Annotated in this window: 18 protein-coding genes; 3 read left to right on the top strand and 15 right to left on the bottom strand. The window is 53.9% G+C overall.

The features are described 5' to 3' along the window. Window positions 1-2: 2 nt before the first annotated feature. From ACZ5Q2_RS04415 to ACZ5Q2_RS04405, 3 genes are read left to right on the top strand one after another with little or no spacing between them, the layout of a single operon-like run. A complete protein-coding gene (locus tag ACZ5Q2_RS04415; protein ID WP_432210425.1) occupies window positions 3-3,041 on the top strand; it encodes a type I restriction endonuclease subunit R in 3,039 nt (1,012 codons plus the stop codon). A gap of 10 nt (window positions 3,042-3,051) precedes the next feature. Beyond that, entirely contained in the window at window positions 3,052-4,398 is a 1,347-nt protein-coding gene (locus ACZ5Q2_RS04410) for a PDDEXK-like family protein (RefSeq protein ID WP_432210426.1), read from the top strand. Further along, window positions 4,395-4,730 (top strand): hypothetical protein, encoded by a 336-nt coding sequence (locus ACZ5Q2_RS04405; protein WP_432210427.1) that lies wholly within the window; start codon window positions 4,395-4,397, stop codon window positions 4,728-4,730. Before ACZ5Q2_RS04410 ends, ACZ5Q2_RS04405 begins: the two co-directional genes overlap by 4 nt. Before the next feature lie 93 nt (window positions 4,731-4,823). Here ACZ5Q2_RS04405 and ACZ5Q2_RS04400 read toward each other — a convergent pair whose 3' ends face one another. The 15 genes from ACZ5Q2_RS04400 to atpB all read right to left on the bottom strand — a co-directional run bounded on the left by ACZ5Q2_RS04400 (window position 4,824) and on the right by atpB (window position 22,756). Continuing rightward, window positions 4,824-6,479, bottom strand: a complete 1,656-nt coding sequence (locus tag ACZ5Q2_RS04400; RefSeq protein ID WP_432210428.1) for a Tn7-like element transposition protein TnsE — start codon at window positions 6,477-6,479, stop codon at window positions 4,824-4,826. Further along, a complete protein-coding gene (locus ACZ5Q2_RS04395; RefSeq protein ID WP_432210429.1) occupies window positions 6,415-7,980 on the bottom strand; it encodes a TniQ family protein in 1,566 nt (521 codons plus the stop codon). Before ACZ5Q2_RS04395 ends, ACZ5Q2_RS04400 begins: the two co-directional genes overlap by 65 nt. Window positions 7,981-7,985: 5 nt before the next feature. Continuing rightward, window positions 7,986-9,512: an AAA family ATPase gene (locus ACZ5Q2_RS04390; protein WP_432210430.1), complete on the bottom strand. Its 1,527-nt coding sequence runs from the start codon at window positions 9,510-9,512 to the stop codon at window positions 7,986-7,988. Window positions 9,513-9,643: 131 nt separating this feature from the next. Continuing rightward, window positions 9,644-11,719, bottom strand: coding sequence for an integrase catalytic domain-containing protein (locus tag ACZ5Q2_RS04385; protein WP_432210431.1), 2,076 nt, complete (start codon window positions 11,717-11,719; stop codon window positions 9,644-9,646). Beyond that, entirely contained in the window at window positions 11,703-12,524 is an 822-nt protein-coding gene (locus ACZ5Q2_RS04380) for a TnsA endonuclease N-terminal domain-containing protein (protein ID WP_432210432.1), read from the bottom strand. Before ACZ5Q2_RS04380 ends, ACZ5Q2_RS04385 begins: the two co-directional genes overlap by 17 nt. Before the next feature lie 141 nt (window positions 12,525-12,665). Next, window positions 12,666-14,498, bottom strand: coding sequence for a glutamine--fructose-6-phosphate transaminase (isomerizing) (gene glmS / locus ACZ5Q2_RS04375; RefSeq protein ID WP_061333193.1), 1,833 nt, complete (start codon window positions 14,496-14,498; stop codon window positions 12,666-12,668). Window positions 14,499-14,528: 30 nt separating this feature from the next. Beyond that, window positions 14,529-15,893 (bottom strand): bifunctional UDP-N-acetylglucosamine diphosphorylase/glucosamine-1-phosphate N-acetyltransferase GlmU, encoded by a 1,365-nt coding sequence (glmU, locus tag ACZ5Q2_RS04370; protein ID WP_058090899.1) that lies wholly within the window; start codon window positions 15,891-15,893, stop codon window positions 14,529-14,531. Window positions 15,894-16,043: 150 nt separating this feature from the next. Continuing rightward, complete coding sequence (locus ACZ5Q2_RS04365) at window positions 16,044-16,466, bottom strand: F0F1 ATP synthase subunit epsilon (RefSeq protein WP_061333192.1); 423 nt, start codon at window positions 16,464-16,466, stop codon at window positions 16,044-16,046. 38 nt (window positions 16,467-16,504) lie between these two features. After that, on the bottom strand, window positions 16,505-17,899 hold the full coding sequence (gene atpD, locus ACZ5Q2_RS04360) for a F0F1 ATP synthase subunit beta (protein WP_058090901.1): 1,395 nt from the start codon (window positions 17,897-17,899) through the stop codon (window positions 16,505-16,507). Between the two features lie 54 nt (window positions 17,900-17,953). Further along, on the bottom strand, window positions 17,954-18,814 hold the full coding sequence (gene atpG, locus ACZ5Q2_RS04355; RefSeq protein ID WP_061333191.1) for a F0F1 ATP synthase subunit gamma: 861 nt from the start codon (window positions 18,812-18,814) through the stop codon (window positions 17,954-17,956). A gap of 70 nt (window positions 18,815-18,884) precedes the next feature. Further along, window positions 18,885-20,429, bottom strand: a complete 1,545-nt coding sequence (gene atpA / locus ACZ5Q2_RS04350; protein ID WP_058090903.1) for a F0F1 ATP synthase subunit alpha — start codon at window positions 20,427-20,429, stop codon at window positions 18,885-18,887. 28 nt (window positions 20,430-20,457) lie between these two features. Next, entirely contained in the window at window positions 20,458-20,994 is a 537-nt protein-coding gene (locus ACZ5Q2_RS04345) for a F0F1 ATP synthase subunit delta (RefSeq protein ID WP_058090904.1), read from the bottom strand. A gap of 12 nt (window positions 20,995-21,006) precedes the next feature. Further along, complete coding sequence (locus tag ACZ5Q2_RS04340) at window positions 21,007-21,477, bottom strand: F0F1 ATP synthase subunit B (protein WP_058090905.1); 471 nt, start codon at window positions 21,475-21,477, stop codon at window positions 21,007-21,009. A gap of 96 nt (window positions 21,478-21,573) precedes the next feature. Next, the gene (gene atpE, locus ACZ5Q2_RS04335) at window positions 21,574-21,801 is read right to left on the bottom strand and encodes a F0F1 ATP synthase subunit C (protein WP_058090906.1); all 228 of its coding nucleotides are present in this window, start codon (window positions 21,799-21,801) and stop codon (window positions 21,574-21,576) included. Window positions 21,802-21,886: 85 nt separating this feature from the next. Next, window positions 21,887-22,756 carry a F0F1 ATP synthase subunit A gene (gene atpB / locus ACZ5Q2_RS04330; protein ID WP_061333190.1) on the bottom strand — a complete coding sequence of 290 codons (870 nt, stop codon included), beginning with the start codon at window positions 22,754-22,756 and terminating at the stop codon, window positions 21,887-21,889. Window positions 22,757-22,773 lie beyond the last annotated feature (17 nt).

Here is a 22,773-nt window from a genome sequence, read left to right as displayed (position 1 = left end):
TTATGCACAAAGAAATCGACTTTGAGAACGCCATAGAGCAGGCGCTGATCACCCAAGGTGGCTATCAAAAGGGAAATCCCACCAGTTTCGATGCTGAAATAGCCTTGTTCCCGGCGGATGTCGTGAGCTTTGTGCAGAAGACACAACCCAAGATCTGGGAGCGGTTGAACAACCTGGATGCGAGCAAGGCCGAGAGCATGCTCCTGGATGCCCTAACCAAGGAATTGGCCGCAAAAGGGGCACTGACGGTGCTACGTGAAGGTTTCAAATGCGTCGGCAAGTCGGTGAAGCTGTCGTATTTTGCACCCAATACCAGTATTGATACCGCTGCAGCTGAACGCTACGCCGCGAACAGGCTTACCGTGATTCGTCAGGTACATACAAAGACCGGCGCAATTCCGGACATGGTACTGGCTGTGAATGGTCTCCCAGTTGCTACAATGGAGCTGAAAAATGCCATGTCGGCGACCGGGTGGACCGTTGAAAATGCTAAATCCCAGTACCGCTTCGAACGAAACCCCAAAGACCCGCTGTTCGCCTTCAAAAATCGCTGCCTGGTGCATTTTGCAGTAGATACCGAGCAAGCGTTTATGACGACCCACCTAGAGGGGAAGGATACCTTTTTCCTGCCCTTCAACCGGGGTTTTAATCATGGCGCTGGCAACCCGCCTATGGAAGGTGATGTTCGTACCGCCTACCTCTGGGAAGAGGTGCTGGAGCGGGACAGCCTGATGGATATCCTCGCCCGTTTTCTGCACCTTCAGGTTGAGGAGAAAACGGTCGTGACCGAAAAGGGAATCAAGCGCCACCGCAAGGAAACGCTGATTTTTCCGCGGTATCACCAACTGGATGCCGTAAGGTCTCTGACCCAGCACGCAAAAGCCAAGGGCTCCGGCCATAACTATCTGGTACAGCATTCTGCTGGTTCCGGTAAATCCAACTCCATTGCCTGGTTGGCTCATCGTTTGTCCAGTCTGCACGATGCCAACAACGAGAAGGTATTCCATTCCGTGGTGGTGATTACCGACCGCCGGGTACTCGACCAGCAATTGCAGAACACTATCTTCCAGTTCGAGCACAAGTTGGGCGTCGTTCAGAAGATCGACGAGAATACTCAGCAACTGGCCAAGGCGCTGGCTGACGGTGTGCCGATCATCATTTCCACTATCCAGAAATTCCCCTTCATCAGTCAGGCCATCCGCACGCTGGAGCAAAAAGGCAAGGGCATCTCAATTTCGACGGAAGGCAAACGCTTTGCGGTGATTGTGGATGAGGCCCACAGCTCGCAAAGTGGTGAAACCGCCATGGAGCTTCGCAAGATTCTGAACAAGGATGGCATCGAGTCAGCCATCGCAGAGCAGTTGTTGGACATGGAAGACGAGAGCCTTAGCGAAGAAGCCAAAAAGGAACTCATCCGTGAGCAGCTCAAACGTACCAAACAGCCCAACCTGAGCTTTTTCGCGTTCACCGCAACCCCCAAGTTCAAGACCATGGCGGTGTTCAACGAGCCGGGACGAAACGGCGAAGCTCCGTTCCATCACTACAGTATGCGGCAGGCCATTGAAGAGGGGTTTATCCATGACGTGCTGGCCCACTACACCTGCTACAAACGTTATTACAAGCTGATCCAGAAGGTGGAGGATGACCCTGAAGTGCCACGCCGCAAGGCAGCAAGGGCGCTGGCTCGTTTTGTCTCCTTCCACGACTATGAAATAGCGCAGAAGGTCGAGGTGATCGTTGAGCACTTCCGCACCCATACCCGCCACAAGATCGGTGGCCGGGCAAAGGCCATGGTAGTGACCAGCTCTCGTGAACATGCGGTGCGCTACAAGCTGGGCTTCGACAAGTACATCAAATCTAAAGGCTATACGGATGTGAAGTCCCTTGTAGCCTTCTCGGGAGAAATCGCTCTCAAGGAATATGCTGACAAGACATTTACCGAAGTCGGTATGAACGAGGGCATCAAGGAGTCTGAGCTACCGGATAAATTCAACACCGAGGAATATCAGGTGTTACTGGTCGCTGAAAAATACCAAACCGGCTTTGACCAGCCACTGCTTCATAGCATGTATGTGGATAAGAAGCTGTCAGGCATTCAGGCGGTGCAAACGCTGTCACGGCTTAACCGAACGGTTAGGGGCAAGACAGATACCTTTGTCCTCGACTTCGTGAATGAGCCGGATGAAATCTACAAGGCGTTCAAACCCTATTACGAGGTGACCACCAAGGAAGAGGATACCGACCCGCAGCAGCTCAATAACCTGGCCCACACCCTGTCCACCTGGCAGATTTTCACGGAGGGCGAGGTAAGCGCCTGGTGCGAGATCTGGTTCCGTAACCGACTGAACCCGACGGGCGGCGAACACAAGAAGCTGAACAGTTTGATTGACCTGGCTGTCGAGCGTTTCAAGAAATTAGGCGAAGAGGACCAAGCCCTGTTCAAGGGGCAGTTAGTCAGCTTCCGTAACCTGTACGGCTTCGTCGCCCAGATTATTCCTTATCAAGACTCGGACCACGAGAAGCTGTACACCTATTCCCGCTTCCTGCTCACCAAACTGCCTTACACCACCGATACACGCACAGTGCAGGTCGATGATGAGGTAGAGCTGAAGTACTACCGGCTTCAGAAAATCAGTGAAGGAGCAATCGACCTGAAAGTAGGCGAGCCGGAAGCCTTGTATGGCCCGACAGAGGTCGGCACCGGCCAGGCAGAGGAAGAGGTGCAGTTATCAACGCTAGTCGACAAGCTTAATGAGCGATTTGGTACTGAATTTACCCCGGCGGATCAGCTGTTCTTCGATCAGGTGAAGGAAACCGCCGTTGCCAACGAACAGCTACGCCAGGCCGTCATGGCTAACAGCCTGGAGAACTTCGAACCGGTATTTAACAAGCAGCTTGAGAACTTGTTTGTCGAGCGAATGGACGGCAACGAAGACATTTTCATACGCCTGATGAACGACGAGTCCTTCCGCAATATCGCGTCCCAGTACCTGATGCGGGCTGTGTATAACCAGGTCAAAACCAGCGTTGAGACGGGATAAGGCAGGCGAAATGGAATCATGGGAAGAACTCTTCGCTGCGCTGGAAGCGTTTGACGAGGAACAAGCAGAACAAAAACGAAAGGGATTGAATGACTTTAATCTGCTCAGCTCGGTTCTGTTAGTCAATGATGAAGTCCGGCTTCATACCCGGTTTATCTATGCTCTGCTGAATCCAAAGGGGAAGCATTATCAGGGAACGCGATTTCTAGAACTCTTCCTGGAGACTCTCGGACGACAGGATTGGCTGGATCCGACATCTGTAACCGTGCTGAAAGAACACTGCCCGGATGGCCAAGGAGATCAGATTGATCTGTGGATAACCGATGGCAAACGTCAGATTGTTATCGAGAATAAACTCAACGCGCAGGATCAATACAGGCAAGTAGCACGTTACTTGGAAGTGGTTAACGCCACTGACCCCATGCAAGCGGACGACACGCTGTTTATCTACCTGACTAAAAATCGACATGCTCCCTCTGTGTTCGGTTTGGGTGGGTTGACGGTTTGTCACCGGACATCACGTTTGCTCAACACCAGCAGACAGCCAGTCGCTCGCTATCAAAATCTCAGTTATCGAAAAAATACCGGACAAGACAGTATTCATACCTGGCTTAAGTTATGCGTCAACGCAGTTGATCGGCAATCTCACATCGCTTGGGCTTTGCGGGATTATCAGGCAGTGGTAGAACGGGCAACGAAGGAGTATGTGAGCAAGGTGAAAACGCTAAAAGACATTCTCGAAGAGGGCATTGCTGAGGGAAAGCGACACCATGAGCAGGCAATCCAGTTGGTCAACGAGTTACCGGCCATCCACGCGAGCTGGCTTGAACAAGCATTAACGACCAGTCTCGAAGAGCTATTCGAACCGTTTGTCGGCAATGGTGACATGACCAGGATTGGCCCGGAAAACGCCGAGTTGCTGAGCCCGTTCGTCCATACCGCTTTTCAAAAAGATGCTTCCGGCCTTCTGTACGCGCCTAGATTTAATTTTTTCCGGGCGGGTAATGGGACGCGTAACCGTGGCGCTTTCTATCGACTGGAGACAGGGCCATGGGCCAAACAGACGGTTCTTATGCTGTTTTACGGTTCCAAGATGCTCCATGTGGGCTACCTGCTGACAGAGCATGCTGATCGCTCTATAGAGGGCCTGATGCCAATTATGAAGCTTTCAGAGCCTGCGGCACTGGCAAGCAAGGTATTTCCTCGGGTTATGACATACGCCGAAGCCCTTGAGTACCAGGGCATCATTCACCTTGCAGATTTTTCCAATAGCCCACAGCGAAGAATTCTGGGCCAACTTTTAACAACCTTGGGTTGTGCTGACAGCATGACCGTATCAGAAGGACACGAGATATGAGCTACGACGCTACCTTTGATCAAACCCGACTCGACCAATTGGCGGAACAGTACCTGGCAGATAGTGCAGCGGAAGGAAGTGTGTTCTTCATGAGCGATTCCGATGACAACCGACTTGATCATGCTCGTTGGCAGTTTGAGGAAGCTGATCACGATGCATTGAAGAATTCTGGCTTCAAAATGCACTTGATGGAGTTGCTGGACACCTTGCTCGTGTATCGCGCCGAGCACGATAAACCAAACCCAGGCCAGGGCGTTGTACAGATTCGCGGTAATGATCTCGCAATCGAGTGGCTACCACGGAGCAAGTTTGAAAACTTACGGGACGTGTGACCCGAGAATGAGATCATTAGTGGCACCTGCTGCGCGATCCTAGTGATCCATCGCATACAGAGCCAACACAAAGTCCGGGTTGGGCTGCCGCAGTTAACAAAACCGGGCAGTATGTAATTCAGCGAGCGAAGAATAGACCCGGCCCATCCAACGATTCAATGCAGTAGTGCCTGTTGGGCTCAGGCTTGATGTGATGTTTTTTTGATGCGAGATTCGTCGAAACCCAGCAGGAAAGTCCTGTTTCAGCTTCTTATCGGTAGGCCAGCGTAAGGAAGCCTTCACCAACGACCTGCCCAATATCGAAAGCTTTGGGTACCAATCGTATTTTCCAGGTGGTTGTTTCAGGAGCAGTGTGGAGAGTCTTGCTTCAGACTCTACGGTATCAACCTCCACCAAAGCATAATTCTGATTTTGATATCTCAACACACGGTAAAGCAAGTGTCTTGGGTTGCCATCTGGCAGTCGATATTTCGAGTGACCTTCCAGCGCCGGTAGTGGAATCATTTCTTCAGCCACAATTCGGCAACCTTTGGTTTCCAATAGGTCGCTCATGGCAATAAATTCTTCAAATCTGTGGATGAATAGGTGTGAATCCTTACTCTGGTCATCAATACCATCAGAAACACCCGCTGGCAGCTCTCCCCGAACGGTTGGCTCATCAGTACTGACATCGTTTGGGCCATAAGAGGGATCAACAACGCCTTCCTCTGATTTTCCCTTCCTGGCACCAGCCCGACGTCTGCCATCCGTGGGCTTGCGGGTGGTATAAGCAGGTTCGGAGAACTCCAGTTCTACTTCTGGCACCTCCAGAACATACTCACCTGCATCCGTAGTTGGCATCTCGTCATCATTAATCTCCGGTGGGCCATTCATTCCCCCTCTTTCTGTAGAATTTCCTTTTTTCCCTGCTTTTTGGTCAGTGAATTTCGGATCGAAGAACTCAATCTCTTTCGGGATCTGGCTGCTCAGGTTTGTAAGGCTGTGGATTTCATAAACGAAGAAAAGCTCAGATTCTTTGACGTACTGGCCTCGCACCTTCATTTTCACATTTTCTAAGGGCGGGGGATCGAAACGGAACGGCCAATACCGGCGACCATTTCTAACTTCGCCATCTGTCAGTTGATATTGGGCAATACTTCCAAAAGAGTGTCGAACCTCTTTATCCAACAGAAGCCAAGCCAGCATTCTTCGTTGGCTGGGGTTACCTCGCACTATCATGGGCAGAGAGCTACTTGGCAAGATATGGATCTCTGCCCTATTCGGGTTCTCACCCATCTGAACGTCGAATTCCTCGTCTAGTCCATTCGGGTTCATTGCCAAGCGAGTCAGGTAGGCAGAATGGAAAAAAAGAACCCGGGCCAGTTCTATTTGTGGCAGGAAAAACTGTGTATCGCCAGCTTTAAAGCTAAAACACCATTGCTGCCTGTCTCCCTGCCTGCGAATGTTTACTATTGGACAGTCGGCTATCCGGCAAGGCGACCAGGTGCTGGTAGTTTTTATTTTTAAGTCCTTTTCATAACCGGCAACCTTGGAGCCTCCGGCCTTTGTCACATTTAACACACGCCGCCTAGGTATCAGGCCCAGCTGCGATACGCCAAACTTCTCCTTTTCTTGGGCCGGATCCAGCTTTACCTCGATGTACCAATTTGATGTTCGCAAATCACGAACCATGGAGCCGATTTCTTTAACCTGGCTGTTGTCCTTGATTCCCTTGATCGTTGGTGTCTTCTTGGTTCTCTTCGAGGCCATGCAAGTAATCCCGTGCTTGGTCGGTAAGCCGTGTTTCACTGAGCCCGGCTAGACGGATTAAACGCCAACGTGGTGGGTAATGGAATTCCTGCTTTAATTCCCACCAAGCGTTTCTCAGCCGCCGTACCTGGTATTCGGGAACGCTTTCGGTATAACGTGCCAGCAGTCGCCGGGTTCGCGGCAACCGGTCGAGTTTCTTTTCCAGCGTGGAGAGCTTTCCCAGTTGTTTCAGCAAATACGTTTGTGAATGCCGGGGGCCGCGACGGGCCGCACGCAAAAACCTGAGAATTTCCCGAAGCTTGGTTAAATAATGCCGGTCCCGCTGCCGCCAATCAACTCTCGGTTTTCTTTTAAGAACCTGTGTTCGTGGTTGAGCTTGATTTACCTGCTTCAACCAAAATCGATCGTACCGATACAACCGGGCGTAAAGCGCCGGCGCCGCCGCCCGGGCTTTTTTCGGTGTCCGGTCTGCCAGCATTTTTATCCAGTCGTGCTGATCTGGCGTTAAACCGTGTTTAGCCCCAATATGTGCCTCCCCATTTGACCCTGATGAATCTCGTCGCACGGGCAAGGGCAACTCTCTGACACTGTCAATAACATCGGTAATGGACCATCCTTCAGGCAACAACGAGTGGTGAGCAATAATGTGCTGGAGGTAGCTGAAGGATTTCCGGTGTTTCCGGAAAATCCCTCGTAGCCAGCAATAATCCGAATTCCGATCTATCCCCAAACCATATCGGCGCAAAAACCTCGCAGGCCAGTGGTCTGAAACAGACTCGGCAATCGCAGCATGATCAATGTGAGTCCGGCCGCGAATAAAACCAGACTTTTGAGCCAACCGGTGGTAGTGAGAGGACCACTGTTCACAACTCGGTGAAGCGGCTGGTCGTTGTTCCAATAGCTGCCTAACCTGAGTCAGAACCATCTCTGATTCGTTACGAGCAGGTTTTTGAGGGAATAGCGGACAAGTGTCTGGCGAAGCGCCATGATAGCGGTGCTGATCGACTAAGGGGCGGGTAATGGCCGTATGTACGAGTTCGCCGTGCTTTTCACAACAGTCCACTCCGGCTATCTGCCACTCCCGCTTCCAAAAATACTCTCCATAGGTACGTTGTTGCTCTTTGAGGCACCCGGGACAATATCGAACACGGCTAGGCACCTTCACAAGCGATGCGGCAACGCCCATCGCGAGGTGTACTGCACCCCGGGATTCTTCAGCCATCCATGCCAGGCACCGTTTGCGGCGTTCTTCCGGTATAAATGGGGCATACAAGGGGAATAGAGTGTGGCAGTAGGTAATCACTTCAACACTATAATCAGAGGGCAACCACCGAGAAATCCTCGATAGTTGATTGGGCAAATCCAGCGTTGCAATGACGTTGCGATTACCATACACGTCATCCAGCAATTCCTTAGGGCTAATAATCCCCTCCCGAATGCCTGCCCTGGCCACTGTGCTATATATCAGTTCTTCAGGGTACGGAACCGGGAAGTTCAGCATGGCAGCTATGCCTGGTTACCAGAACCCAGCCACTGGTCGCTGTTAAAAACCAGACCCGATTGACGTGCGGCATCCAGCATCTCGTCTTCGTTCGCCGCCTGAGAGTGCATGAAGCGCAAATCATCTGAGTCAAGGGTGTGCCATTCCTTCACTTTGATCGATTTGAATTTTTGCTTTTCCGTCACCGGTAGCGCCTGCTCGGAAGACTTGTACCATTTAAGAATGATCGGCATCAGGTCTTTCAGCTGTAGGTCAGGGTGATCCTCGAGCGCTCGTTGAATTAACGGTTCCAAAAGGTCTGATTCATGGCCCACATCAACCAGCAGGTTGTGCAGCCGAATTGCCTGATCGTTGCCGTTGTACTGAACGGATTTCCGGATCTGGTCTTTGCTTGATTCCAGGAGGGTACTGAGCTCCAGAATCTTCTTATCCACATCAGGGATCGTGAGGTCTGAGTATTGGGCTATTTTGCTCGGGTCTCCGGAACGCAGAGCTTCCATCATCGGGTGAATCGGCTTCAGTTCGTCGTGGTAAACCTTTTTCATGATATTGGGCGTGATTCGTTCCGTGCCTGTTACAACCGCCCGGATCTGGGACAACACGAACAACTTGATGACGACATCCATGATGCCCTGAGACAGATCAAACCAAAGATCCCTTAAATCATCCGGCATAGTGTCACTGGCTTTGGTCAGCCACTGGTACTTCCAAAGCTTTTTCGTGAACGCGCCCCATTCGGTTCGATCTATGTTTTCTTCAGCCGCAGGTTGGCGCAAGGGTTCCCACAATATTGATCCAAAGCCGGCCCCGCGCCGAGCAGACCTCAGGTCTGTTTCAAAAACAGGTCGAGCCTTTGGTGTTCCGACCATTACCACCGGCACGGAGATCTCGTTTACCAACGTTACGAAGAAGTTCAGCATTTTCTCCGCACCGCCGGAGGCACGAACATTCAGGTGCTGTATTTCATCGATGACCAGTAAGCCAATCGCATAGGTGTTTGCCAGTTGCGACATCAACGCAATCATTGTTTCTACGCCGTGGCGTTTTTCTCCGTAACGCCGGACATAATCTGTTCCAAGAATGGAATCGATTTCCCGGAAGAAGTTATGGCATAGGCTCTTAAGAGCACCATCGTGGGGGCAGTCGATTTTCAGGAAGACAATCTGCGTGAAATTGTGTTCCGGGTGGTGAATCATCTGGGGATACGTTGCCAGAATACGGTTCAGAGAGCTGGTTTTCCCGGAACCAGAGCACCCGATAAACGCCAGGCTTTTCGCAGTCGACTCAACATGATCAAACCGGAATGCCTTCAAGTCTCCACTCTTGATGCGCTCATAGCCGTTCTGTAAATGAGCTGAGAGATCGCCAGTGGCAATGTTGCGACCCACATATCCCTGGCGCAGCATGATCGAGACTTTTGACTCAAGCTCGATATGGCGTGCCAGCGGCTGAAAAAAACCGTCCAGTAGCTGGGAAATGATATGAACCCGTGTCTGACCGTCCAGGTATATTTCCGTTGGTCGGAGCTCCATAGTCTCACTGAGACCGGCTATAAGCTGTTTACGGTCTGGAATTGGTGGTAAAGCCTCAATCAGTGGATTTCCATGATATGAAGGTATTCCCGTGTCCTGGTAAACGGCAGTCACCATGCCTGAAGGTAAAGTCATTCGTCGTCTCCAAACAGCTCGTCCAGAAAATCCGGGAAGGCCCCATCGTCGGGTTTACCATGTAGGTAGGTTACATCAGATTTCGGTTTGCTATTGTCCGGCTGCCGGGCTTTTGTCTGTTCGGCCCTTTGAGCATCCCGCTCTTGCTTGCGATTATCGCGTATCCCCCTGACCGTTTCGGCTTTGGATTTCTGTTTGTTGATGGCGGGGCGGGAACGCTCAGCGTTTTTGATAGTGTTGCTGACCAGATTTTCCAGGTCTCGTTTACTGGTTGTCTCGGCCACTTTTGCGGCGCTCGTGGCTTTTCGCTGTTCTTCCTGGCTGGCCCATAACTCCCACATGGACTTGCCGCGAAACTGGCGCGAACGATCAGTCAAAAAACATACCCAGTATTCGGAACTGTCTTTTTTCGGGAACAGATAAATATGATCAGCCACTGCAGGATCATAGGCTGCCTGAAGGCCGGTGACTCTGCGGTCTCCGTTACGGTGGAGCCAGCCGGAGGCCAACAACTCCTTCGATGTGTAGTACGCACCAAAACAGCTGACCCCCAGATCCGAAAGATAGACGTTTTGACGCGGCAACAAAGCAATCCGCAGGGCTTGTTCCGATACGTTCTTCAACCGACCGGTTCGATTTTCTATGCCCCAATTCCAGATATTGAGCGGGGTTAACGCCATATCGTTTGGCATATCCGGATCACGGTCGTACTTCGACAGCACGGCATATTGATTTCGGTGAAGAATCGAGGCGACCATGATTTGGGTGAAATCGTCCAGAGTTAGCGTTGCATCCAGCCTGTAGTCCTTTCCGCCCTGCTTTCTGACTTTTGTGCCTGTCACCACACCGGGCGTAAACGGCTTGAATTCTGCTTGGAGGGTTCGGAAATAGCGCTCGACAATGCCTTTTGCATCTCCCCGGTATGGCGGAGTGGTCTCAATGCGCACGCCAAATGCTTTTTCCAGAGATTCAATCTGGTGCCCCAGTAATTCCCCACGGTCAGCGAGAATCGCATCTGGTACGCCAACGGTTGGCCACTGCTCCGGAGTAATCTTCGCGCCATAACGGGCACAGAGTTCGGACTTGTCTAACATCGATGTGGCCAAAGCACTCATGGCCGTCACATAGGATGGGTTTTCCAAACCGATGTAAAAGCCGGCCACCATGCGGCTAAAAACATCAACTACCACATAAAGAGTAGGACGACCGATGACTCGTTGCCGGTCGGCCGATAACAGGTAAACATCGGCAATCGTTGCATCAATTTCATACCTTGAGCCTGGCCCCACCACTCCTGCTGTGGCAGTCCCTATTAAGGGCCGAATATCTTTTTGGTAGGAGATTTTGTTTGCCCTTAGGCGAATGCGGTCGGCGCTCTCATACTCCCGGTGATAGAAATATCTTAATTGAGTAATTGTTGGATAATCTTCGGGCCGCACATCCGGGTTGGCGGCCTCGAACATGTCGATGAATCGTCTATGAGCGTATGGCAGGGAATGGCCCTTGTCGTTCACATAGTAGGTATCAAGTACCACACGGAACATCTTTTCGATGGAGGCATCAACGGTAATCCCGGTACCCGGTGAGATTTTCCGGGGTCGACCCAGTTTCTTCTTGGAGATTTTTTTCTGGCCTTTTCCCCCGGATTTTCGGTAATCCGGTAACAGAGCATTGGGCATTGCTCCGCGCTGCCAGTACTGCCGAAGGTTTTTATAAAGCGATTTCCTGGGTGTGCTAGTTTCGTCGCTACGCGACTGGACTAACCGGCCCCTGCCACTGCGGTAATAAATTTCTTCATCAGCAAGCAGAGGAGCTATTAATTCATATCGCTGATCCCGAATCACCTGGGCTTTACTGCCTTGTTCGACGACCAGTGCAGCAAGCTCCTGATAGGGATCTTCTACCCGGCGCAGTGATTCATCAAGTATCCATTGTTCGATCTCAGCGGTTCTTACCAACTCCGGCCATGCTTTATCTGAGTCAATATTTATCCAGAGCACGTGTTGGTCCGCCAGTGCCAATATGCGATGCCGCTCCTGCTCCAGCTGGAAGACGTCATTGATTCGCAGCATAACTTGCCCTCAGCAGCGCGATGTCCTCAACCACCTTTAGGTCTTGTGATACCAGCTTGATCCAGGGAATGGATATATCAAACGTCAATGCCCTTAAAGCTGCCAGCGCCCGTAATCTTGCCAGCGATGTGCCTGGCTCCAGTGAATAGGAATGGTCAACCATCATGCCGACATCGGATAGCCTGGCATTAGGATTGTTTGCCAACACCTCGACATAGATTGGCAAACTCTGGAATAGGATCTCCAGGCTCTCACTTTGGACCCGGGCCGAGTAAAGCAGATCCAGATTTGCCATTACGGTAGGAGGCATCTGCTTCTCGGTTATCAGATACCAGGGGATGCCTTTACGTTTCCAATACCGGCGCTCAATTTCCAGTTTTTCGACTGTGCGCGAATCCATGAGGTCGGGCGAGGTTTTCACCTGAACGGCGAATCTCTTTGGCCCGGCAGGCGTGGAAAGGTCAACCACAAAATCGCTGGACATGATCTGATGGTATCCGCCTGCTTCGGGGTGGCGAATATTGGCTTGCTCAGCCACTGAGAAGGTGTCTTCTATTCGGAGAGGAAACTGTTCACGGATGTCGGTTACATCCGGATTCCATTCAAGTAGCAGGAACGCGGCTAACTCTGTATCGGAGAAGAAATGATGAGTTCGTCCTGTCAGGTGGCCCATCACTCGATGCGAGCGCCCCCTGGAAGATAGGTCTCTGACGGTCAGCCATGGATGGTAATCCTTGCCGCTGCCTTTACCACGTTCTTCTTTGATCCACTTCTGGGTTTTCTTGTCGAGTTTGTAGTTGGCCATTCCCTATCACTCCCGAGGAGAATAGCCTGACTTTGCCACATAGGCCGCTAGTTACCAACTTTATTATAAACTTACCAACTCTTTTATTATGTTACCAACTTTATTATTATCCCACAGCTTTCAGTTTTCCAAGCCAGGCGATTATTCCACCGTCACACTCTTGGCCAGGTTGCGCGGCTGGTCCACATCGGTGCCCTTGAGCACCGCCACGTGGTAAGACAGCAACTGCAGGGGCACGGTGTAGACGATCGGCGCGGTGATTTCGTGTACCGAGGGAATCTGCATCACGTGCAGGCCCTCTTCCGGCTTCACGTCTGCGGCCTTGTCGGCGAATACAAACAATTCGCCGCCGCGGGCCCGTACTTCTTCCAGGTTGGACTTCAGCTTTTCCACCAGGTCGTTGTTGGGGGCCACGGTCACCACGGGCATTTCGCTGTCTACCAGGGCCAGGGGGCCGTGTTTCAGCTCGCCGGCCGGGTAGGCTTCGGCGTGGATATAGGAAATTTCCTTGAGTTTGAGAGCCCCTTCCATGGCCACCGGGTACTGGGAACCCCGGCCCAGGAACAGGCTGTGGTTCTTGTCCATGAAGGCTTTGGACATCTCCTCGATTTCACCATCCAGGGCCAGCACATCGTTGACCTGGCCGGGCAGGAGGTGAATGGCTTTCACGATGTCGGCTTCCCGCTCGGCATTCAGGCCGTTGTGGCGGGCCAGGGCCAGGGTGAAGATCAGCAGGGCGGTCAGCTGGGTGGTGAACGCTTTGGTGGAGGCTACACCGATTTCAGGGCCGGCCTGGGTCATGATCACCAGGTCGGATTCCCGCACCAGGGAACTGCCCGGTACGTTGCAGATGGCCAACGCCGCGCGGAACCCGGCTTTCTTGGCCTGGCGCAGGGCGGCCAGGGTGTCGGCGGTTTCACCGGACTGGGAAATGCACAGGAACAGGGTATCAGGCTGGATCACGTGCTTGCGGTAGCGAAACTCGGAGGCCACTTCCACGGAACAGGGTACGCCGGCCAGGTCTTCAATCCAGTAACGGGCCACCATGCCGGCATGATAAGAGGTTCCACAGGCGATGATCTGGACGTGGCGCACGTTCTCCAGCAGGTTTTCGGCATCGGTACCCAGGGCTTGCTCCAGCACCCGGGTAGCGGTAATCCGGCCTTCCATGGTGGCCTTGATCACTTTCGGCTGCTCGTAGATTTCCTTGAGCATGTAATGGCGGTACTCGCCCTTGTCGGCGGAATCGGCACCGTGTTCGAAACGGTTGATGGCGCGCTCAACCGCCTGGCCTTCGCGATCGTGAATCTCGATCTTGTCCTTGCGGATATCGGCGATGTCGCCTTCTTCCAGGAACATGAACCGGTCGGTGACCGGCAGCAGCGCCAGCTGGTCAGAGGCGATGAAGTTTTCGCCGATACCCACACCCACCACCAGCGGGCTGCCTTCACGGCACACCACCATGTGGTCCGGCTCGTCGGCATGGACCACGGCCAGGGCAAAGGCGCCGCGCAGGCGGCTAATGGCAGTCTTGACGGCGTTATAGAGGCTTCCGCCCGCCTTGTAGTTCTTGCCGATCAGATGGGCAACGACTTCGGTGTCGGTCTGGGAGGTGAACTCAAAGCCTTCGGCTTTCAGCTCTTCCCGCAGTTCCTGATAGTTCTCGATGATGCCATTGTGGACAATGGCCAGGCGATCGCCAGACATGTGCGGGTGGGCGTTCACCTGGGATGGCTCGCCGTGGGTGGCCCAGCGGGTATGGGCGATACCGAGATGCCCGGCCAGGGGATTGGCACTGATGGCATCGGCCAGGGCGGCAACCTTGCCGACTTCCCGGGCACGCTGCACTTCCGGCTTGCCGTTGATCACGGCCATGCCGGCGGAGTCGTAACCCCGGTATTCAAGGCGGCGGAGCCCCTCCAGCAGAATACCCTGGACGTCCCGTTCGGAAACCGCTCCTACAATCCCACACATGCTGTTATCACCTGTCAGTTAATTCGGTTGTTACGCTTTCTTGGGCCGTTCCCAGCCTGCGATATTCCGTTGTTTGCCGCGGGCTACCGCCAGTTCGCTTTCAGCGACGTTGCGGGTAATGGTCGAACCTGCACCAATGGTGGCCTCGGCCGCCACTGTCACCGGCGCCACCAGCGAGGTGTTGGAACCCACAAACACACCGTCGCCGATCTCGGTTTTGAACTTGTTCACCCCATCATAATTGCAGGTGATGGTGCCTGCACCCACATTCACATTACGACCCAGTGAGGCATCGCCCACGTAGCTCAGGTGATTGATCTTGCTGCCCTCACCTACTACCGCTTTCTTGGTTTCGACAAAGTTGCCCACCTTGGTATTGGCGGCCAGTTCGGTACCCGGGCGCAGGCGGGCGAACGGGCCAATCTGGGCATTGGCGCCTACAATCGCACCTTCAAGCACGCTGTTGGCTTTGATTTCAGCGCCATCAGCAATGGTGGAATCCTTGATCACACAGTTCGGACCGATCACCACGTTGCTGCCAAGGCTGACTTTACCCTCAAACACCGCGTTCACATCAATCCACAGGTCGTTACCAATGGTCAGCTCACCGCGTACATCCACCCGGGCCGGGTCTGCCAGGGTAGCTCCCTCGGTCATCAGCCTTTCTGCCTGCTGGCGCTGGTACCAACGCTCCAGCTCCGCCAGTTGCAGGCGGTTATTCACGCCCTGCACTTCAAACGGGTTCAGGGGCTGAGACACCGTGACGGACAAGCCATGGTCAACAGCCATAGCGATGATGTCGGTCAGGTAGTATTCACCCTGGGCGTTGCTGTTGGATAGCGTGGGTAGCCAGCTTTTCAGGTGCCGGGCAGAAACGGCCAGGATACCGGTGTTTACCTCCTGGATATCTTGCTGCTCGGCGGTGGCGTCTTTCTGCTCCACAATCGCCTGCACCTGGCCCTCGGCGTTACGAACGATCCGGCCATAGCCGTGAGGGTTGTCCATATCCACAGTCAGCAGGGCCAGATTACCATCGTCCAGGTCACTGACCATGGCGTCGAGGGTGTCTTTGCGGGTCAACGGCACATCGCCGTAGAGCACCAGTACCCGGGCGTCGTCCGGCAGATCCGGCAAGGCCTGGGCCACGGCATGGCCGGTACCCAGTTGCTCGGTCTGCATCACCCAGTTCACCGAGGGTTCGTGCAGTGATGCCCGCACCCGATCTGCACCGTGGCCGATTACCGTGTGAATTTTCTCCGCCCCCAGCTGCTTTGCGGTATCAATCACGTGATGCAGCATGGCCTTGCCGGCCACCGGGTGTAATACCTTGGGTAGCGCCGATTTCATTCGGGAGCCCTGGCCGGCCGCCAGGATCACAACGTGTAATGGGCTCATGGGGCGGTACGCTCCAATCTGGTGGTGAATCTCAAAATAAAAAACCGCGTCCCGGTGAATAACCGGCCTTGCCCTTGCGGGTGTGGCTGGTTATCCACCTGCGGATGCGGTTCACGGTCAGGCCAGTCCGGGCCCTGACACAAACCCTGCTTAGCGCAGGTGCTTGCGCAGTTTCTGGATGGTGCGCAGCTGAGCGGCGGCTTCTGCCAGCTCGGCGGCAGCACGGGAGTACTCGAACTCGCCTGTCTTGTTCGCCAGTGCCTTCTCGGCTTGCTTCTGGGCCTCCAGGGCTGCCGCTTCGTCCACATCCTTGGCACGAACTGCGGTATCAGCCATCAGGGTCACCAGGTTCGGCTGTACTTCCAGATAACCACCGGATACGTACAGAATCTCCTCGGCGCCACCCTGCTTGATGATCCGCACTGAGCCGGGCTTGAGCTCGGTCAGCAGCGGAGCATGGCCAAGCTGGATGCCTAGCTCACCCTCGGTTCCGGTGGCGATCAGCATCTCCACCAGGCCCGAGTAGATTTTTTCTTCGGCACTTACGACGTCACAATGTACGGTCATAGCCATTTCTTACGCCTCTTGGGTCAGAAAGGGAAGAAGGTAATTTACTTGCCTTCTTTCGCTTTCATTGCCTTAGCCTTCTCGATTGCCTCTTCGATGCCACCGCACATGTAGAAGGCCTGCTCCGGCATGTCGTCGTAGTCACCGTTCAGGATGCCTTCGAAGCTGGCGATGGTTTCCTTCAGAGACACGTACTTACCCGGGGAACCGGTAAATACTTCCGCTACGTGGAACGGCTGAGACAGGAAGCGCTCGATCTTACGGGCACGGGCCACGGTCAGCTTGTCTTCTTCAGACAGCTCGTCCATACCCAGGATCGCGATGATGTCTTTCAGTTCCTTGTAACGCTGCAGAACGTTCTGAACACCACGGGCAACGTTGTAGTGCTGCTCGCCGATCACCAGCGGGTCCAGCTGACGGGAGGTGGAGTCGAGCGGATCGATCGCCGGGTAGATACCCTTGGAGGCGATGTCACGGCTCAGTACCACGGTCGCGTCAAGGTGCGAGAAGGTGGTGGCCGGAGACGGGTCAGTCAAGTCATCCGCCGGTACGTAGACCGCCTGGATAGAGGTGATAGAACCGTTCTTGGTAGAGGTGATCCGCTCCTGCAGCTGACCCATCTCTTCCGCCAGAGTCGGCTGGTAACCTACCGCTGAAGGCATACGGCCCAGCAGTGCAGATACTTCGGTACCGGCCAGGGTGTAACGGTAGATGTTGTCAACGAACAACAGAACGTCACGGCCTTCGTCACGGAACTTCTCGGCCATGGTGAGACCGGTCAGGGCCACACGCAGACGGTTTCCTGGGGGCTCGTTCATCTGGCCGTAAACCATGGCAACCTTATCCAGAACGTTAGACTCCTTCATTTCGTAGTAGAAGTCGTTACCCTCACGGGTACGCTCACCAACACCGGCGAATACGGAGAGACCGGAGTGCTCTTTCGCGATGTTGTTGATCAATTCCATCATGTTTACGGTTTTGCCTACACCGGCACCACCGAACAGGCCAACCTTACCACCCTTGGCGAACGGGCAGATCAGGTCGATAACCTTGATGCCGGTTTCCAGCAGGTCAGCAGACGCTGCCTGGTCGGCGTAGCCCGGTGCTTTGCGGTGGATAGCCCAACGCTCTTCTTCACCGATGTCGCCCTGCTCGTCGATCGGACGGCCCAATACGTCCATGATGCGGCCCAGAGTCTGGGTGCCCACGGGTACTGAAATCGGCTTGCCGGTATTCTCAGCTTTCAGGCCACGCTTGAGGCCTTCGGTGCTGCCCATTGCGATGGTACGAACAATGCCGTCACCCAGCTGCTGCTGGACTTCCAGAGTTGTTTCGCCACCTTCAAGCAGCAGTGCGTCATAAACGCTTGGCACGGAGTCACGTGGGAATTCCACGTCGATAACCGCGCCAATGATCTGAACGATGTGTCCGCTACTCATGCTCGGTTCCTCGTTATCTAGTAGTCAATAAAACCAGTAGGTTTGTGAGCGTTATCAAACAGATGCCGCGCCGCTCACAATCTCCGAAATCTCTTGGGTGATGGCTGCCTGGCGGGCCTTGTTATAGGCCAGCTGAAGCTCATCGATGATGCCACCGGCGTTGTCTGTCGCGCTCTTCATGGCAATCATCCGGGCAGCCTGTTCACAGGCCAGATTCTCTACCACACCCTGATACACCTGGGATTCGATATAACGTGGCAGTAGCCCGTCAAGAATCGGACGTGAATCCGGCTCATAGAGATAATCCCACTGGTGACCTACATCCTCGTCATCACCTTCCGGCAATGGCAGCAGCTGCAGCGAATGCGGGCTCTGAGTCATGGTATTCACAAACTCGTTGCTCACAAGGTACAGGCGATCAATCTTGCCCTGCTCGAAACCATCGAGCATCACCTTGACGCTACCAATCAGCTCACTTGCAGACGGGTTGTCACCCATATGGGTAACCGCCGCTACAACGTTGCCACCGTAGTTACGGAAGAAAGACGCGCCTTTTTGCCCAATGGCGCAGATGTCGGTCTCAACACCCTTTTGTTTCCATTCACGCATTTCGCGAACGAGCAGTTTGAACAGGTTGGTGTTCAAACCACCACAAAGGCCACGGTCGGAGGAAACTACAATGTAGCCTACCCGCTTGACCTCACGCTCCTGCATGAACGGATGACGGTAATCCTTGTTGGACTTGGCAATGTGTCCGATTACCTGCAGCATCTTTTCGGCGTATGGGCGAGTTGCCTGCATACGGTCCTGAGCTTTACGCATTTTACTCGCCGCCACCATTTCCATGGCGGAGGTGATCTTCTGCGTGCTCTTGATGCTTCCGATCTGGTTACGTATTTCTTTTCCGACGGCCATAAGTCACTGCCTTTTCAAGTTAGACACTCAAAGGGACCAGCAGGCCCGCACAATGGCGGGCCCAGTGGATTTACCAGCTCTGAGTGGTCTTGAATTTCTCCAGAGCAGCTTTCAGGCCAGCGGTGATGTCGTCGTTGAAGTTGCCCTCGGGGCCGATCTTGTCGAGAAGCTCTTTCTGCTCGGAACGCATCCAGTCCAGCAGCTGTGCTTCAAACTTCACAACCTTGTTTACATCAACATCGTCCAGGAAGCCTTCGTTTGCTGCGAACAGTACGGTACCCATTTCCGCAACGGTCATCGGGCTGTACTGGTTCTGCTTCATCAGCTCGGTAACGCGCTGACCGTGCTCCAGCTGACGACGGGTTGCTTCGTCAAGATCGGAAGCGAACTGGGCGAATGCCGCCAGTTCCCGATACTGGGCCAGGGCCAGACGGATGTTACCGCCGAGCTTCTTCATGATCTTGGTCTGGGCTGCACCACCTACCCGGGATACGGAGATACCGGCGTTCATGGCCGGACGGATACCGGAGTTGAACAGGTTGGTTTCCAGGAAGATCTGACCATCGGTGATGGAGATCACGTTGGTCGGTACGAACGCAGAAACGTCACCAGCCTGGGTTTCGATGATCGGCAGCGCGGTCAGAGAACCGGTCTTGCCTTTCACTTCACCGTTGGTGAACTGCTCAACGTAGTCAGCGTTAACGCGGGAAGCGCGCTCCAGCAGACGGGAGTGCAGATAGAAAACGTCACCCGGGAATGCTTCACGTCCTGGCGGACGACGCAGCAGCAGGGAGATCTGACGGTAAGCAACAGCCTGCTTGGACAGGTCGTCGTATACGATCAGAGCGTCTTCACCGCGGTCACGGAAGAATTCACCCATGGACGTACCGGAGTACGGAGCCAGGAACTGCATGGCGGCAGGATCAGCGGCACCGGCGGCAACCACGATGGTGTGGTCCATGGCGCCGTGCTCTTCCAGCTTGCGCACAACCGCGGCAATGGAAGACTGCTTCTGGCCGACGGCAACGTAGATACACTTGATGCCGGTGTTCTTCTGGTTGATGATCGCGTCAATCGCTACAGCGGTCTTACCGATCTGACGGTCACCGATGATCAGCTCACGCTGGCCACGACCGATGGGAACCATGGTGTCGATGGCTTTCAAGCCAGTCTGTACCGGCTCATCAACGGACTGACGGGCGATAACGCCAGGTGCAACCTTCTCAACCGGAGAGGTCAGGCTGTTACCCAGCTCGCCCTTACCGTCGATCGGGTTACCCAGAGAGTCAACCACACGGCCCAGCAGTTCGTTACCAACCGGCACTTCCAGGATACGGCCGGTACAACGAACTTTCTGACCTTCGGCCAGACCTTCGAAGTCGCCCAGTACCACCGCACCAACAGAATCACGCTCCAGGTTCAGAGCCATGCCGTAGGTGCCGTTGGCAAATTCAATCATCTCGCCGTACATAACGTCGGCCAGACCGTGGATCAATACGATGCCGTCAGATACCGACAGGATCGTACCTTCGTTCTTTGCTTCGGAAGAGATGTCGAGTTTCTCGATTCTCTTCTTGATGATGTCACTGATCTCGGATGGATTCAGTTGCTGCATGCCTTTGTCCTCAAACCTTGTGCTGAAATCAGGAGCCCAGAGCCTTGGCCATTCTGGCCAGCTTGCCACGGACTGAAGCGTCGATAACCAGGTCGCCTGTGCGTACTACCACGCCGCCGATCAGGGACTGATCCACCGCGGTTTCAAGCTCAACCTTGCGCTCCAGCTTTTCGGACAGTGCTTTGATCAACTTCTGCTGTTCGTCGGCAGACAGTTCGAACGCTGTGTTCACCGCCAGTTTGACGGTGCGCTCAAGATCCGCGCGATACAGACTGAACAGCGTAGCAACTTCCGGCAACAGCGCTAGACGCTTGTTTTCAGCAAGAATCAACAGGAAATTTCTGAGTGCTTCAGGCAGGGGCTCTTCGAAACAATCGGCGAAGAGTTCCGCCTTGCGTTGCTCAGACAGGCCGGGATTGGCCAGGATGTTCGCTACCTCTTGGTCAGCCGCGACCAGACCTGCAAAAGCCAGTGCCTGATCCCACTGATCAACGGCATTCTGTTCTTTAGCGGCATCGAATACGGCTTTCGCGTAGGGTCGGGCTAACGTAGTCAGTTGTGCCATGATGACCCTCGTTTAGAGTTCTGCGGCCAGCTTGTCCAGCATCTCGCTGTGAGCTTTGGCATCTACAGAGGTTTCCAGGATCTTCTCGGCACCGGCAACGGCAAGAACCGCTACTTCTTTGCGCAGTGCGTCGCGAGCCTGAACACGCTCCTGTTGAATTTCGGCCCTGGCCTGCTCAATAAGCTTTTCGCCTTCTTTGCGGGCATCGTCTTTAGACGCTTCCACAATCTGGGCGGCACGCTTGTTGGCCTGGTCAATCAGGGCTGCAGCTTCCTGTTTTGCTTTTTGCAATTCTTTGGAGGCTTTTTCCTGCGCGAGTTCCAGATCGAGGGATGCCCGATCTGCGGCAGAAAGGCCGTCGGCAATTTTCTTCTGGCGCGCTTCCATGGCAGCCGTGATGGGCGGCCACACATATTTGACGCAGAACCAGACGAAAATAGCGAAGGCAATCGCTTGCCCTATCAACGTAAGGTTTATATTCACGGCAATATACCTCTTGCTATTCGTTGCGTCCTGGTTTCCGGAAAACCGGGCGCGTCCTCAACTCAAGTGAGCAGCGCCCTGGCTTCTCGGGTGTAATTAACCAGCTACAACGAAGATCAGGTACATCGCGATACCAACACCGATCATCGGAACAGCGTCAAGCAGACCAGCCATGATGAAGGTCTTGGTTTGCAGCTGCGGAGCCATTTCAGGCTGACGAGCAGAAGACTCGAGCAGTTTGCCGCCCAGCAGAGCGAAGCCAATACCGGTGGCCAGAGCGCCAGAACCCAGGATGATAGCAGCTGCGATGAATACGATTTCCATTTAAAACTCCTTAGCTTTCAGTTTATTAAAGGTTAATTTGGGATTTCACAATCCAGGTTTTACGAAACTTCTTCTGTACTGTCCGTTAATGATCTTCGTGTGCCTGACTCAGATAAACCACCGCCAGCGTTGTGAAGATAAAGGCCTGCAGCGTTACCACCAGGATGTGGAAAATCGCCCAGGGCACGTTCAGCGTCCACTGCACCCAGAACGGCAGAATCGCGATAAGAATGAACACTACCTCACCGGCGTACATGTTACCAAACAGACGCAGCGCAAGACTCAGCGGCTTGGTCAGCAGGCCCAGGATTTCCAGTACCAGGTTAAAGGGTACCAGCGCCCAGTGGTTGAACGGTGTGAAGGACAGTTCCTTGGCGAAGCCGCCAGCACCTTTTACCTTGATGCTGTAGAAGATGATCAGCAGGAACACACCGATGGAGATACCGAAGGTACCATTGGGATCGGTGGTCGGTACAATCTTAAAGTATTCAAGACCCAGCGCGTGGGCAATCTGGGGGATAAAGTCCACCGGAATCAGCTTCAGGCTGTTCATCAGGAAGATCCAGACAAACATGGTCAGGGCCAGCGGCGCGATGACCGGGTTCCTGCCGTGGAAGCCATCACGAACGATGGTCTGAACAAATTCGACGGTCATTTCGACCACGTTCTGGAGCCCGGAGGGCACGCCGCTGGTGGCCCGCTTGGCAACCATACGGAAAATGGTCAGGAACAGGATGCCCATAAAGATGGACCAGCCCAGGGTGTCCACGTGGAACGCCATGAAGCCCATATCGGTTGCTTCGGCCGAAGTACGCGCAAACGTCCAGGAGGCCTCCTGCAACACGGTGACATCATTGGTGTAGGGATCGACCCTCTCATAACCGGCGGGGAGCTTGCCGTAAGTGAGGTTCTGAAGGTGGTGTTGTATATATTCTACTGGGGTATCAGCTGCCATACTGCTCTCACGTCCAG

This window comes from Marinobacter alkaliphilus (genome assembly GCF_055394375.1).
This window is presented reverse-complemented; position numbering and strand designations above follow the sequence as displayed.